The sequence below is a fragment of the Microvirga lenta genome (assembly GCF_020532555.1).
GTDB lineage: Bacteria > Pseudomonadota > Alphaproteobacteria > Rhizobiales > Beijerinckiaceae > Microvirga > Microvirga lenta.
This window is the reverse complement of the sequence record NZ_JAJBBR010000001.1, coordinates 277,668-290,720: the sequence shown is the minus strand read 5'-3', so window position 1 is coordinate 290,720 and position 13,053 is coordinate 277,668. Positions and strand designations below refer to the sequence as shown.

At 62.4% G+C, this 13,053-nt stretch carries 14 protein-coding genes and 1 pseudogene; 8 read left to right on the top strand and 7 right to left on the bottom strand.

The genetic code is table 11. The features are described 5' to 3' along the window. Window positions 1-222: 222 nt before the first annotated feature. The 6 genes and pseudogenes from LGR44_RS01580 to LGR44_RS01555 all read left to right on the top strand — a co-directional run bounded on the left by LGR44_RS01580 (window position 223) and on the right by LGR44_RS01555 (window position 5,455). Window positions 223-726 (top strand): pyridoxamine 5'-phosphate oxidase family protein, encoded by a 504-nt coding sequence (locus LGR44_RS01580; RefSeq protein ID WP_226736502.1) that lies wholly within the window; start codon window positions 223-225, stop codon window positions 724-726. A gap of 174 nt (window positions 727-900) precedes the next feature. Beyond that, window positions 901-2,166 (top strand): annotated as a pseudogene (locus LGR44_RS01575) (PQQ-dependent sugar dehydrogenase). A 56-nt stretch (window positions 2,167-2,222) separates the two neighbouring features. Further along, the gene (locus LGR44_RS01570) at window positions 2,223-2,552 is read left to right on the top strand and encodes a c-type cytochrome (RefSeq protein ID WP_226736500.1); all 330 of its coding nucleotides are present in this window, start codon (window positions 2,223-2,225) and stop codon (window positions 2,550-2,552) included. Window positions 2,553-2,646: 94 nt separating this feature from the next. Beyond that, the gene (pncB, locus tag LGR44_RS01565) at window positions 2,647-3,939 is read left to right on the top strand and encodes a nicotinate phosphoribosyltransferase (protein WP_226736498.1); all 1,293 of its coding nucleotides are present in this window, start codon (window positions 2,647-2,649) and stop codon (window positions 3,937-3,939) included. A 5-nt stretch (window positions 3,940-3,944) separates the two neighbouring features. Beyond that, window positions 3,945-4,709, top strand: coding sequence for a LamB/YcsF family protein (locus LGR44_RS01560; RefSeq protein ID WP_226736495.1), 765 nt, complete (start codon window positions 3,945-3,947; stop codon window positions 4,707-4,709). Window positions 4,710-4,711: 2 nt separating this feature from the next. Next, window positions 4,712-5,455 carry a class I SAM-dependent methyltransferase gene (locus LGR44_RS01555; RefSeq protein WP_226736493.1) on the top strand — a complete coding sequence of 248 codons (744 nt, stop codon included), beginning with the start codon at window positions 4,712-4,714 and terminating at the stop codon, window positions 5,453-5,455. On the opposite strand, the gene LGR44_RS01550 is transcribed toward LGR44_RS01555, so the two are convergent. The 3 genes from LGR44_RS01550 to LGR44_RS01540 are packed head-to-tail and all read right to left on the bottom strand — an operon-like array spanning window position 5,452 to window position 8,627. Then, entirely contained in the window at window positions 5,452-6,333 is an 882-nt protein-coding gene (locus LGR44_RS01550) for an alpha/beta fold hydrolase (protein WP_226736491.1), read from the bottom strand. The two genes, LGR44_RS01555 and LGR44_RS01550, sit on opposite strands and share 4 nt — an antisense overlap. A 23-nt stretch (window positions 6,334-6,356) precedes the next feature. Beyond that, on the bottom strand, window positions 6,357-8,066 hold the full coding sequence (gene ade / locus LGR44_RS01545; protein WP_226736489.1) for an adenine deaminase: 1,710 nt from the start codon (window positions 8,064-8,066) through the stop codon (window positions 6,357-6,359). Between the two features lie 15 nt (window positions 8,067-8,081). Continuing rightward, entirely contained in the window at window positions 8,082-8,627 is a 546-nt protein-coding gene (locus LGR44_RS01540) for a YcbK family protein (RefSeq protein ID WP_226736487.1), read from the bottom strand. 336 nt (window positions 8,628-8,963) lie between these two features. Between LGR44_RS01540 and LGR44_RS01535 the strand changes: the two genes are divergently transcribed. Next, window positions 8,964-9,401 carry a DUF4112 domain-containing protein gene (locus tag LGR44_RS01535; protein WP_226736485.1) on the top strand — a complete coding sequence of 146 codons (438 nt, stop codon included), beginning with the start codon at window positions 8,964-8,966 and terminating at the stop codon, window positions 9,399-9,401. Between the two features lie 2 nt (window positions 9,402-9,403). Then, window positions 9,404-9,793, top strand: coding sequence for a hypothetical protein (locus LGR44_RS01530; RefSeq protein ID WP_226736483.1), 390 nt, complete (start codon window positions 9,404-9,406; stop codon window positions 9,791-9,793). Window positions 9,794-9,796: 3 nt separating this feature from the next. On the opposite strand, the gene LGR44_RS01525 is transcribed toward LGR44_RS01530, so the two are convergent. From LGR44_RS01525 to LGR44_RS01510, 4 genes are all read right to left on the bottom strand, one after another. Next, on the bottom strand, window positions 9,797-10,588 hold the full coding sequence (locus LGR44_RS01525) for an ABC transporter ATP-binding protein (RefSeq protein ID WP_226736481.1): 792 nt from the start codon (window positions 10,586-10,588) through the stop codon (window positions 9,797-9,799). After that, window positions 10,581-11,306 carry an ABC transporter permease gene (locus LGR44_RS01520; protein ID WP_226736479.1) on the bottom strand — a complete coding sequence of 242 codons (726 nt, stop codon included), beginning with the start codon at window positions 11,304-11,306 and terminating at the stop codon, window positions 10,581-10,583. Before LGR44_RS01520 ends, LGR44_RS01525 begins: the two co-directional genes overlap by 8 nt. Further along, a complete protein-coding gene (locus LGR44_RS01515; protein ID WP_319004797.1) occupies window positions 11,306-12,028 on the bottom strand; it encodes an ABC transporter permease in 723 nt (240 codons plus the stop codon). The genes LGR44_RS01520 and LGR44_RS01515 overlap by 1 nt, the downstream gene beginning before the upstream one ends. A gap of 140 nt (window positions 12,029-12,168) precedes the next feature. After that, entirely contained in the window at window positions 12,169-13,014 is an 846-nt protein-coding gene (locus LGR44_RS01510; protein WP_226736477.1) for a lysine/arginine/ornithine ABC transporter substrate-binding protein, read from the bottom strand. Between the last annotated feature and the right edge of the window lie 39 nt (window positions 13,015-13,053).

Here is a 13,053-nt window from a genome sequence, read left to right as displayed (position 1 = left end):
CTGCCCGTCATGTATAGCCTGTGCACTCCTGCGTTAAGGCATAAGCGTTCACGCGTGCACGATATCCCGAACCAAAGCGCACCTTGTCCGTTGTTCACCGTGTCCCTTGGAAGTCGGTCTGATCCGGCCGGCGGCCCACGCCGTTGTCTGGCGGGGCTAAGTGGAATTCCCCAATCCGCTGCTGCCGCCCCGAGGGCCTGTGACGAGATCGAGGAGACAAAGATGCACCAACACGGCCATAACGATCCCAACGCGAAGAAGCTCTACGAGCTGATCAAGGACGTGAAGATCGCCATGATGACCACCGTCGATACCGACGGCACTCTCCACAGCCGGCCCATGCACAGCCAGGAAGCCGACGAGCATGGAGATCTCTGGTTCTTCACGCAGATCCAGTCTCCCAAGATCACGGAAGTCTCCCGGGACAACGAGGTCAATCTCGCCTATTCCGACCCGAGCAGCCAGACCTACGTCTCCGTGTCGGGGAAAGCGGAGGTCGTCCGGGACCGCGCGAAGATCGAGGAAAAGTGGTCGGAGCCCCTGCGGGCGTGGTTTCCGGAAGGTGTCGACGACCCGCAGATCGCCCTGATCCGCGTCCACCCGGTCAAGGGCGAGTACTGGGACAGCCCCTCGTCCACCCTGGTTCACCTGTATGGCTACGCCAAAGCTGCCGTAACCGGCCAGCAGCCGGATCCGGGCGATCAGGCGAAAGTCAATCTGCGCTGATATCGGTAGATAGATCTCGAAAGAACTGGGGCCGCCTCGCGGCCCCTTTTCATTTCAGTCTTTCGTCGTTTCATAAGCTTAAGTATAGTGGAATCAGTAGAGTGAACTGCGCAGAAAGATTACGGATCGAACCATAATAACGGTGCTTGAGGGGGCGAACCCGGGGAGGGAACGATGAAAGCCATCTGGCTTGCCGCCGTCTCGACAGTTGCTCTTGCGTCCCAAGTTCTCGCTCAGCCTGCTGCCCAATCGCCGACGAGCAATCTCGAAAAGCTCTCATCCTTCCAGAGTACTTGAACGGTGGAGCCCAAGCCCATTCCACAGGAAGGGCGCCGCGCCGACGCCATTCGGCGCAATCTGGAAAAGATCAAGCTGCCTGAAGGCTTCAAGATCGACCTCTATGCGCTCGTTCCCGACGCACGCCACATGGCAGTCGGTCCTTCGACTGGCGTCGTGTTCGTCGGCACGCGCAAGAACAACGTCTATGTCGCCACCGATCGCGACAAGGACAGGGTGGCCGACGAGGTCAAACAGTTTGCTCCATCCGTCGCCTTCAAGATTCCGAACGGCGTCTGTTTCTCGCGCGATGGCATCCTGTACGTCGCTGAGCAGAACCGCGTGCTGCAGTTTCCGGCAGCTGAATTCTTCTACGAGGGCCCCGACGTGGCTGCTTTCGTGGTCGCCAAGCAGGGGGATCTCATTCCCGCAGCCGAGGAAAGCTACAATCACACCGCAAGGGTGTGCCGGGTCGGACCGGACAACAAGCTCTACATCGCTCTTGGTCAGCCGTTCAACGTGCCGCCCAAGGACAAGATGGACCTCTACAAGCGCACGGGCATAGGCGGCATCGTCCGCATGGACCAGGATGGCAAGAACAAGGAGGTTTACGCCACCGGTATTCGCAATTCCGTCGGAATGGATTTCAACCCGAGCGACAAGACCTTGTGGTTCACCGACAACCAAGTTGACGGCATGGGCGACGATCAGCCGCCCGGAGAGGTCAACCGGATCACCGAGATGGGGCAGGATTTCGGCTTTCCCTATTACGGCGGCGGTGCCATCCGGACAGTCGAGTACAAGGACGACCCGATACCCTCGGGTGTCGTCGCGCCCCAGGTCGAGATGACGGCTCATGCGGCCGATCTCGGGATGGTGTTCTATACCGGGAAAATGTTCCCTCAACAGTATCAGGGCGGCATCTTCTCGGCGCAGCATGGATCGTGGAACCGCACGACTCCTGTCGGTGCCCGGGTCATGTTTACGCCTGCGAAGCCGGATGGCACGGCCGACGAGCCCCGGGTTTTCGCTGAAGGCTGGCTCACGGAAAACGGCGAGTATCTCGGAAGGCCCGTCGACGTCGCCACTCTGCCCGACGGCTCGCTCCTGGTGTCCGACGACACGGCCGGAGCGATCTATCGCATCTCCTACGAAAACCAGTAACCGATCTCCTGGCAGGCATGCTCTATCGGCATGCCTGCTCCTTTGGGGCTGAAGAGATGAAAAACGTCTGCGCCGTAGCTGTGTTTGGGGGCGTCCTGAGCAGCTTCGTCTCCGTTCCGGCCGATGCGGCGGACCCTCACGCGGGGCGCCAGAAAGTCGTCGTATGCCAGGCATGTCATGGCATGGACGGTCTTTCGAAGAACCCCGAGGCGCCGAACCTCGCCGGTCAGGTTGAAGGCTACTTGGTCAAGACGCTCAAGGATTATCGCTCGCTGGAACGCAGGCACGAGTCGATGAACATTGTAGCGAAGGACCTTTCTGACGAGGATATCGCCAACGTGGCCGCCTATTATGCCTCGATTCAAGTCGATGTTCTGCCGCCATAAGATCCGGCAGGGCCGAATCCCGTAGCCGGGCACCCTTTCATCGCAGGCATCCCTTCGCTATTGTCGCGCCTCCGGAAACGGCGAGGAGCAGGCGATGGTGGACATCGCGACCAGGGTCTACAACCATACTTGGAAGATCGATCCGATCGTCCGGTCCGTTCTGGACACGGATTTCTACAAGCTTCTGATGGCGCAGACGATCTTTCGCCGCCATCGGGACGTGCAGGTGACCTTCGGGATCCATAACCGCACCACCCGCATCCGCTTGGGGGATATCATCGACGCGGGCGAGTTGCGGGAGCAGCTTGACCATGTGCGCTCCTTGTCCCTGACCCGGGGTGAGTCCACCTGGCTGCGTGGCAACACGTTCTACGGCAAGCGGCAGATGTTCTCGCCGGAATTCATGGACTGGCTCGAGACCTTCCGCTTCCCGGAATACCTGCTCGAAAAGCAGAACGGTCAATACGTCCTCACCTTCCATGGTCCGTGGATCGAGACCACCATGTGGGAGATCCCGGCGCTCGCCATCCTGAACGAACTGCGCTCGCGCGGCGTCCTCAAGAGCATGGGCAAATTCGAGCTGCAGGTTCTCTATGCCCGCGCCATGACCAGGGTTTGGGAGAAGATCGAGCGGCTGAGGAAGCTGCCGGATCTCTCCATCGCCGATTTCGGCACCCGCCGCAGGCACGGTTATCTTTGGCAGGATTGGTGCGTTCAGGCGATGATCGAAGGGCTCGGGTCCTCCTTCCTCGGCACCTCCAACTGCCTGATCGCATTGAAGCGTGAGGTGGAGGCCGTGGGCACCAATGCCCACGAACTGCCGATGGTCTATGCCGCTCTTGCCGACAGCGACGAGGAACTAGCTCAGGCCCCCTACCGCGTCCTCGCCGACTGGCAGGAGGATTACCAGGGCAACCTTCTCGTGATCCTGCCCGACACCTACGGCACCACGAACTTCCTGCAGAACGCTCCCGATTGGGTTGCCTCCTGGACCGGTATCCGTGTCGATTCCAAGGAGCCCATCGAAGGCGGCGAGGAGGCTATCGAATGGTGGCGTCAACGCGGCCAGAACCCCAAGGAGAAACTGGCGATCTTCTCCGACGGTCTCGACGTGGAAGTGATCGAGCGCATCCACCGGCACTTCCAGGGCCGCATGCGCATCGGCTACGGCTGGGGCACGCTTCTGACCAACGACTTCCGTGGTCTGGCTCCGGACGGAAGCCTCGATCCGATCTCCATCGTCTGCAAGGTCATCTCGGCTGACGGACGACCGACGGTGAAGCTGTCGGACAATCCCACGAAGGCCATGGGGCCGAAGGCTGAAATCGAACGCTACAAACGCGTCTTTCAAGTCGGCACGCAACAGGCGCAGCCGGTGCTGGTGTAATGCGCATGAAAATCGATCTGAACTGCGATATGGGCGAAGGCTTCGGTCCCTGGCCCATGGGCGACGACGAGGCGATGCTCGACATCGTGTCCTCCGCCAACATCGCCTGCGGCTTCCATGCCGGCGATCCGTCCATCATGTTCCGCACGGCGGAGATCGCGAAGCGGAAAGGCGTCGCCGTCGGCGCGCATCCCGGCTTCAATGACCTCCAGGGGTTCGGACGCCGCGTGATCCGCGGCGACAGCCCGGCCGAGATCGAGCGCATGGTCGCCTATCAGATCGGCGCCATGCAGGCCGTCGCCTCCCTTGCGGGACACAAGGTCACTTACGTAAAAGCCCATGGCTCGCTGAACAACATGGCGAACGAGGACGACGACTTGGCGCTCGCCATCGCCCGCGCCATCAAGGGCGTGGACGGCAGTCTCGTGAACGTTTGCATGCCGGGCCTTCTCATGGAGAAGGCGTCCGAAAAGATCGGCGTGCCCGTGGCGCGCGAGTTCTTCGCGGATCGCACCTACGAGGACAACGGAACCCTGACCAGCCGCAAGAAGCCCGGCTCCGTCCTGCACGACGCCGAGGCCGCGGCCGAGCGCGTGCTGCAGACACTCCAGGAAAGCGCCGTCACGACGGTCACGGGCAAGCGCATTCCCATTCGGGTCGACACGGTCTGCGTTCATGGGGACGAGCCGAGCGCCGTCGCGATGGCGCGGACGATCAGGGCGAAGCTCGAGGCGAACGGCATCACCATCGCGCCCTTCACAGAGTTCTGACCTTGTCGTTCAAGGACCACTTCTCGACCCGGTCCGGCGATTACGCAGCCTATCGTCCGACATATCCTCCGGCTGTCGTCGATTTTCTGGCAGGTCTCTGCCCGGCTCCCGGTGCGGCACTCGACGTCGGCTGCGGCACGGGACAGCTATCCGTTCTGCTGGCGGAGAGGTTCGACCGCGTCATCGCCACGGATGCAAGCCCGCAGCAGATCGGAAAGGCGCAGCCTCACGCACGTGTCGAATACCGTGTCGCACCGGCGGAGCAATGTGGCCTTCCACCAGCCTCGGTCGATCTCGTCACCGCAGCCCAGGCCGCCCACTGGTTCGATCTTCCGGCATTCTACGAGGAGGTTCGCCGCGTCGGAAAACCCGGCGCCGTCCTTGCGCTGATCACCTACGGCGTCGTGCGAGCCGATCCGGAGATCGACCCGACGATCCAGCATTTCTACAAGGATGTGGTCGGACCGTATTGGCCACCGGAGCGGCGGCATGTGGAGGATGGCTACCGCGCCTTCGCATTCCCATTCCAGGAACTCACTGCCCCAGTTCTTGCAATCGAAGTGAGCTGGCGTGCGGCGGATTTCACTGGCTACACGGAAACATGGTCCGCGGTAAAAGAAGCGGAGAAGGCGCTCGGCCGAGAGCCGATCGAGAGCTTTCATCGCGACCTGCTCGAAGCATGGGGCGACCCGGAACGGCGCCGCACGATCCGGTTCCCCTTGTCCTTTCGCGTCGGGCGGCTTTAGAAGCCGGATTTCTCGAACGCCCGGGACAGGAACGGTATGAGCGCCGCCAGCGTCTCCTCTGGCGCTTCCTCAGCGAGGTAGTGGCCGCAATCGATGCCGTGTCCCTGCACGTCGTCAGCCCAAGCGCGCCACACCTCGCAGACATCGTACCAGCGTTCCAGGCCGTTCCTGAGCCCCCACAGGGCCAGCACCGGACAGGCGATGCGCTTTCCGGCCTTCTGGTCCATCTCGTCCAGTTGCATGTCGATGGTCGCGCCCGCACGGTAGTCCTCGCACATGGCGTGGATCGTCTCCGGTTTGGAGTAGCAGCGCCGGTACTCGGCAAGGGCAGCCTCGTCGAACATGGAGCGACCGCGGCGCAGATAGAACGCATCGGGATCCGCACCGATCAGCCGCTCCGGCAGATCATGCGGCTGCGCCAGGAAGAACCAGTGCCAGTACCCCATGGCGAAGGCCATGTCCGTGCGCTGGAAATGCTCGGCCGTGGGCAGGATGTCCAGAACCGACAGCGCCACGATGCGCTCCGGGTGATCCAACGCCATCCGGTAGGCACATCTGCCGCCGCGATCATGGCCGACAACGGCGAACCGCTCGAAGCCGAGGATCTGCATGACCTCGACCTGATCCCGCGCCATGGCTCGCTTCGAGTACGGGGCGTGGTCGGCCGTCGTCGGAGGCTTCGAACTGTCGCCGTAGCCGCGCAGGTCGGCGCAGACCACCGTATAGGTTTCTGCCAGACGCGGTGCGATCCGGTGCCACATCGCGTGGGTCTGCGGGTGACCGTGCAGAAGAAGCAGGGGAGGGCCGTTTCCTTTGTGTCGTAGATTGATGACGGCTTCGGATGTCGCGATCTGCCGGTGCGTGAAATCTTCGAACATGTCTCATTCCAAGGCTGACACGATCAGACCAGTTGCATCCTGTCCACATCCACAAGGCCGAAATCGGAGATCTTGAGGTGCGGGATGACCGGCAGTGGCAGGAACGCCACCTGAAGGAAAGGCTCCGCCAGGGTCACTCCGAGGCCCTTGGCCGCGTCCCTCAGAGGATAGAGCGCGTCGCGCACGTCCTCGTAGGTCTTGTCGCTCATGAGGCCTGCGATCGGCAATGCGAGCTCAGCGCGAACGGTGCCGTCGGACACGACCACAAAGCCGCCCTGTATCTCCCGCAGGCGATTGATCGCGACGGCCATGTCGCTGTCGTCGGCTCCGACTACGCAGATGTTGTGGCTGTCGTGTCCCACCGATGAGGCAATGGCGCCGCGCTTCAAGCCGAAGCCCTTTACAAACCCCAAGCCGATATTGTGGTTGATCCCGTGGCGGGCCACCACTGCGACCTTCACCACGTCCTGCCCAGGATCAATCCGGAGCATTCCATTCTGCACGGGCAGGTTTAGGCTCAGATGCTCCGTGATGATCTTTCCCGGAATGACGCCGATGACCTCGGCCTTGCCGGTCGAGCTCTCGACCCGGAACTGCTCAGGCGAAACAGGCGCCGCCTTCACGCTGTTGAGCCCGACGGGAACAATCGTCTCGCGGGTCGTGAAAAGCGTCTCATCAACCAGATGCCCGCCGGCGATCACGTCGGAGACGGCGCAGGCTTCGAGATCGTCCAATAGAACGATGTCGGCGCGCTTGCCCGGCGCGATCATGCCTCGGTCGTTCAGGCCGAACGCATGGGCCGCAGTCAGCGAAGCGGCCCTATAGGCGGCCAGCGGCTCGCAGCCCAACGAAATCAGCGTCCGGATCATGAAGTCGAGATGGCCCTCCTCGGCGATGTCGAGGGGATTGCGGTCGTCGGTGCACAGAGCCAGGAAGGGAGATGTCTGGACCGAGAGGAGCGGCGCCAGCGCATGCAGGTCCTTCGAGACGGAACCTTCGCGGATCAGCACGGTCATGCCCTTGCGGATCTTCTCCAGCGCCTCCTCGGCCGTCGTGGTTTCATGATCGGTGCGGATGCCGGCGGCAAGATAGCCGTTGAGATCGAGGCCGCGTACCAAAGGCGCGTGCCCGTCGATGTGCCGGCCGGCAAAGGCTTCGATCTTCGCCAAGCAAGAGGGATCCGCAGCCAGCAGGCCGGGAAAGTTCATGAACTCCGCAAGGCCGATCACCTTGGGATGGTCGCGGTAGCGGGCCAGATCGCCCGCCTCGATCCGGGCTCCGGATGTTTCCAGATGCGTCGCCGGCACGCAGCTCGAAAGCTGCACGCGCAGATCCATGATCATCCGATCCGCGCACGAGAGAAAATAATCGAACGCCGCGGTGCCGATGACGTTCGCCATTTCATGCGGGTCGCAGATCGCCGTCGTCACCCCGTGAGGAAGAACGCAGCGGTCGAACTCCAGCGGCGTGACGAGGGAAGACTCCACATGAAGGTGGGTGTCGATGAAGCCTGGCACTGCGATGCGCCCGCGCCCGTCGATCGTATGTGTGCCCTTGAACCGTCCATAGGTGCCGACGATGGTATCGCGGCAGATGGCGATATCCGTCTGCGCCAGGGATCCTGTCACAAGATCCAGCAGGCGGACGTCGGTGATGACGAGATCGGCGGGAGCGGAGCCGCGGCCCTGGGCGATGCGCGCCGCGGTCGTTGTAGCGTCAGGCTTTCTCGTCATGCAGCTCCAAGGTCCCTACCAGCTCCGGCGCTGTCCATTGTCGATATGGATGATGCCGTTTCGGTAGACCTTAAGGCCACCCACTTCCGGACGCGAGCGTAAATACGCCATCACGCCCCTGGCTCGGGTGCGGACGCGGAAATCGATGGCGCGGCAGGCGAGATGAAGGGATTGCCGTGCGCCGCCAGCCTTTCGGTTCCGGGTTCTGCTGCGGTGCGTGGATTCCACGCTGACGGGGCCGAACTTGGCGGCGACCGCTGCAACCACCTCGCGAAGATCGCCAGGAAGGCACTTGGTCGGGGCGCTTGCCCGGACGAGGATCGCTCCCCGCTCCACGAAGGAATAAAAACTGGAGAGGTTTCGCAGGGCGGGGTTGCCGGGACTCGGCAGGCTTCCCGTGACGCCGGGGTCGAGGCGGTTCTGCGGCGGCAGGTTCGCATACTGGCTCGTCGGAGCGTCGCCCCCTTCCGCAAGAGCCGGTGCAGACATCGCACCGGCCATCAAGGCGCCGGTCACGAACACAAGCGACACTGCTCGATGAAATCGAGGATTGGTGCTCATCGGGTCCTCCCCGTATTGAGCCCCCACGTTTAACGGTCGTCAGATGACCGCCCTTTTGGCATTTTGCCTGTTATTGGCCGTTATTCGGCGTTCGAGGCTGTTACTTAGGCCGAATAATCGAAGTTCAATCCCGTGTTGGCAACTATCCCGTGGAGGTAAATCAAATTAATAAACTTCAAGTTGTGAAATTGTGCTTCCTTGTATCGTAAGCGAAACAAAGATATATTATCGAAAACATATGAAATGTTATTAAGTATGTCAAATCTTGCGCTTCCGCAGGGCAGTACACACATTCCCTCTGTTGCGTTGCAGGAGTTGCGACGTGGAGGAGAATGGATGCACGCTGCTCAGGGCGCCTTTTTCGATGCCATCAAGACTGCCGGCCCTCGCCGGGAGGATGCGATTGCACGCATTACGCTGCTCGCCAAACTGCTGGACAGCGCTTTCTTCGTTCCTGGACTGAACCGACGCGTGGGCATCGATTCCGTGATCGGTCTCGTTCCAGGCGTGGGCGACGCCATTTCGACCCTGCTCGCGAGCTACATCATCTGGGAGGCTCGCCAGCTCGGCCTGCCCCGGTGGAAGATCGCGCGCATGATCGGCAACGTGGCGGTGGATACCGCTGTCGGCGCAATTCCCATCGCCGGCGATCTGTTCGACGTCTACTTCAAAGCCAATGAGCGCAACCTGCGCATCATTCACGAGCATCTCGGCATGCCGAAGCGCGGTCCACGCGAGATCGACGGCACCGCCGTGCGGGTCGAGGAGCGCTGACGATGAGACGCCTGCTCTGGATCGTAGCGTGGATCGGCGTGGCGGTGTGGTCGCTCTTCGCTTGGGGAGCCTATGGCCTTTTCGACTTCTTCGGCGGCGTTGCCGTGCGTAACGCCGATGTGGTGAGCACTCATCCCGAGACGGTCGAGTGGCTGTCCTGGGCGCTGACGATGCTCAAGGGCCTCGGCCTCGCCGCGATCACGATCGTCTGGGCGACCGTGTCACTGCTGATCCTGGCCGTTCCTGCCATCCTGGGGCTTTTCCTGGGGCGGTCCCGAGCCGAGATCCGCTCGGAGAACTGGAACCTCCAGCGCCGGCACCACCATGCCGACCGGCGGGACGGGGAGGTCCTCCCGCCACAGGCGCCCATGCGCCGGATCGAGAGACGCTGATCCCTAGCGATGGCTCGAGATGAACTGCTTGAAGCGCTCCGACTTCGGCGCTTCGAACACCTCCGCCGGACGGCCTTCCTCTTCCACGACGCCCTTGTGCAGGAACACGACCCGGTTGGACACCTCGCGGGCGAAACCCATCTCGTGCGTCACCACGAGCATGGTGCGCCCTTCCTCCGCAAGCGAGCGCATGACACGCAGCACTTCGCCGACCAGTTCCGGATCCAAGGCGGAGGTGGGTTCGTCGAACAGCATCACCTGGGGCCGCATGGCGAGCGCCCTGGCGATGGCCGCGCGCTGCTGCTGGCCGCCGGAGAGGTGCGAGGGGTACTGGTTGCGCTTGTCGACGATGCCGACCTTCGCCAGCAGCTCTTCCGCTTCGGCGATGCACTCCGCCTTCGGACGCTTCTGAACGTGCACCGGGGCTTCGATGACGTTCTCCAGGATCGTCATGTGGGACCAGAGATTGAAGCTCTGGAAAACCATCGCGACCTTTGAGCGGATTCGGTCCACCTGCCGCTGATCGGCAGGCTCCATCCCGCGTCGGCTCTTCCTCAGCTTGATCGTCTCGCCGCCGATCTGGACGTCGCCGGAATCCGGCACCTCCAGCATGTTGATGCAGCGGAGCATGGTCGACTTGCCCGAGCCGGATGCGCCCAGGATCGAGATGACGTCGCCTTCCTTCGCGCTGAGCGACACGCCCTTGAGAACCTCCAGCGATCCGAAGCTCTTGCGGAGATTGCTGATGGAGACGGCGGTGGTTTCGGACGACAAGGACGAGACTCCGTTAGACATGGGCGGCCTCCAGACGCGGCTCCACTGCCGGCGGTCGGCGCAGGTGAGGCGAGAGCCACCACTCGATGGCCATGACGATGCGCGTGATGATGAAGTTGATGATCAGGTAGATCAGTCCGGCGACGACGAAGATTTCGACGGCACGGAAGGTCTGCGAGATCAGTTTGGCCGCGATGCCGGTCACTTCCATCATCGTGATGATCGAAGCCAACGACGTCGCCTTCACCATGAGGATGATCTCGCTGCCATAGGCGGGGAGCGCCTGACGGACCGCGATGGGAAAGACGATGCGGCGGAAGAGCAGGAAGCCCGACATGCCGCAGGCGCGGGCTGCCTCCACCTGCTGGTGCGGCACGGATTGCAGGCCGCCGCGAATGATTTCGCTCGCATAGGCCGCGGTGTTGAGGGTCAGCGCCAGCACCGCGCACCAATAGGGCTCGCGGAAGAAGATCCAGAGCCCCCATTCCTGAAGGGCTGGGCGGAACTGCCCGAGGCCGTAGTAGATCAGGAAGATCTGCACGAGCAGCGGCGTTCCGCGGAACACGAACACATAGGCCTGCGCCACCGCGGCGAGCACGCTCACGCCCGACAAGCGCATGAGCGCGAGGATCATGGCGAAGACCGTGCCGAACGCCACGGAAGTGAAGGCCAGGTTCAGCGTCAGCGGCACGCCACTCAGGAGACTTAGGAAAGTTTCCTTCATGAAGGCGAAATCCATCAGGAAGCCCTCCGGATGCCGCGCATCGAATGGTTTTCCGCACGCTGGAAGAGATACGTGGAAACCCAGGTGATCAGGAGATAGAGCACCGCCGCCGTGAGATAGAAGTCGAACGGGCGGCGCGTGGAGCCGGCCGCGATGTGCGACTGGCGCAGCAGCTCGACGAGACCGGTGACGGAGATGAGAGCCGATTCCTTCAGCACCAGCTGCCAGGTATTGCCGAGGCCGGGAATGGCGTAGCGCAGGACCTGGGGGGCGATGATGCGGCGGAACATGAGCCAGCGGTGCATGCCCACGGACCGCGCCGCTTCGATCTCGCCCTTGCTGACGACCTGATAGGCGCCGCGGAAGACTTCGGCCTGGTAGGCGCCCGAGATGATGCCGATGGCGAGGGCGCCGGTGACGAAGGCCGGAACGCCGATGAAGCCCTCCGCGCCGAACAGGCTGCCGATGGCGCCGAGCGCCGCGCTGCCGCCGAAATAGAAAAGATAGATGACGAGGAGGTCCGGGATGCCGCGCAGGACGGTCGTGTATCCGTCGGCGATGCCGCGGATCGCGAGGTTTCCTCCGACCTTCGCCCACGCCACGAACGTTCCGACGACCGAGCCGATGAGAAAGCCGCATACGGCCACGGCGAGGGTCATGCCCGTTGCGGTGAGAAGAGCCCATCCCCAGCCGTTGGGGCCAAAGCCGACGAGCTCGAAGTAGCTCAGCTGCTGCACGCTTCAACTTTCCTGATTTCGTCTCCCCTTCGCCGGAAAGCTAAGGGCGAGACAGCATTCGTCACATCCGGCACCCGTAATGCCGAAACGTCCCGGATCCGTATAGTGCGATCCGGGACGTCGATTTCCGCACGCTCCCGTCAGGCCTGGGGAGTGGCGTCGATCTTGAACCACTTCTCGGACAGCTTCTTCACCGTACCGTCCTTGATGGCGGCCTGGATCGCCTCGTCGAAGGACTTCTTCAACTCGGCATCGTCCTTGCGCATGCCCACCGCGACGCCGCGGCCCAGCACGTCGCCGCGCATGCCCGTTCCGGTGATGACCATGTCCTTGAACTCAGGCTTTTCCTGCGTGGCCTTCAGGGCGCCATGACCGGCGAAGATGGCGTCGACGCGACCGGCGGTCAGGTCGAGGTCGTGCTGCTCGGTGGTCTTGTACTCGCGGATCTCGACGACGTCCTTCAGGTACTTCTCCAGGAACTGCGAGTTCACGGTCGATCCCTGAACGCCGACGGTCTTGCCCTTCAGGAGCGGCTTCCAGGCCTCGATGGCCTTCTTGGCGGCCTCGGGGTCCTTGTCGATGCTCACGGTCGTGCCGGTGCCCGGCAGCTTGGCGAGGGGGGAATCCTTCATCACGCCCCAGCCGTGCGGGGTGGACGCATAGGGAAGCGAGAAGTTGATCACTTCCAGACGCTTGTCGGTGATGTTCATGCCAGCCATGATGGCGTCGTACTTCTTGGCCTGCAGCGCCGGAATGATGCCGTCCCAGTCCTGGGCCATGATCTCGCACTTCACCTTCATGCGCGCGCACAGGTCGTTGGCCAGATCGATCTCGAACCCTTCGAGCTTGCCGCCGGGGCCGGTGAAGTTCCACGGAGCGTAGGCGCCCTCGGTGGCAATCTTGACAGTCCTCTCCTGTGCCGCCGCTCCGCCAAGCGCAAGAGCAGAGGCCAGAAGTCCAAGGCCGAATGCTTTGAACAGTTTCATCGTCGTTCCCTGTTGGTGGCTTCAACTGAGCCTTTTTCG

Coding starts and splice junctions, on each gene's coding strand:
- LGR44_RS01580 (WP_226736502.1), top strand. CDS start 223: ATGCACCAACACGGCCATAACGATCCCAACGCGAAGAAGCTCTACGAG.
- LGR44_RS01570 (WP_226736500.1), top strand. CDS start 2,223: ATGAAAAACGTCTGCGCCGTAGCTGTGTTTGGGGGCGTCCTGAGCAGC.
- pncB (WP_226736498.1), top strand. CDS start 2,647: ATGGTGGACATCGCGACCAGGGTCTACAACCATACTTGGAAGATCGAT.
- LGR44_RS01560 (WP_226736495.1), top strand. CDS start 3,945: ATGAAAATCGATCTGAACTGCGATATGGGCGAAGGCTTCGGTCCCTGG.
- LGR44_RS01550 (WP_226736491.1), bottom strand. CDS start 6,333: ATGTTCGAAGATTTCACGCACCGGCAGATCGCGACATCCGAAGCCGTC.
- ade (WP_226736489.1), bottom strand. CDS start 8,066: ATGACGAGAAAGCCTGACGCTACAACGACCGCGGCGCGCATCGCCCAG.
- LGR44_RS01540 (WP_226736487.1), bottom strand. CDS start 8,627: ATGAGCACCAATCCTCGATTTCATCGAGCAGTGTCGCTTGTGTTCGTG.
- LGR44_RS01535 (WP_226736485.1), top strand. CDS start 8,964: ATGCACGCTGCTCAGGGCGCCTTTTTCGATGCCATCAAGACTGCCGGC.
- LGR44_RS01530 (WP_226736483.1), top strand. CDS start 9,404: ATGAGACGCCTGCTCTGGATCGTAGCGTGGATCGGCGTGGCGGTGTGG.
- LGR44_RS01525 (WP_226736481.1), bottom strand. CDS start 10,588: ATGTCTAACGGAGTCTCGTCCTTGTCGTCCGAAACCACCGCCGTCTCC.
- LGR44_RS01520 (WP_226736479.1), bottom strand. CDS start 11,306: ATGGATTTCGCCTTCATGAAGGAAACTTTCCTAAGTCTCCTGAGTGGC.
- LGR44_RS01510 (WP_226736477.1), bottom strand. CDS start 13,014: ATGAAACTGTTCAAAGCATTCGGCCTTGGACTTCTGGCCTCTGCTCTT.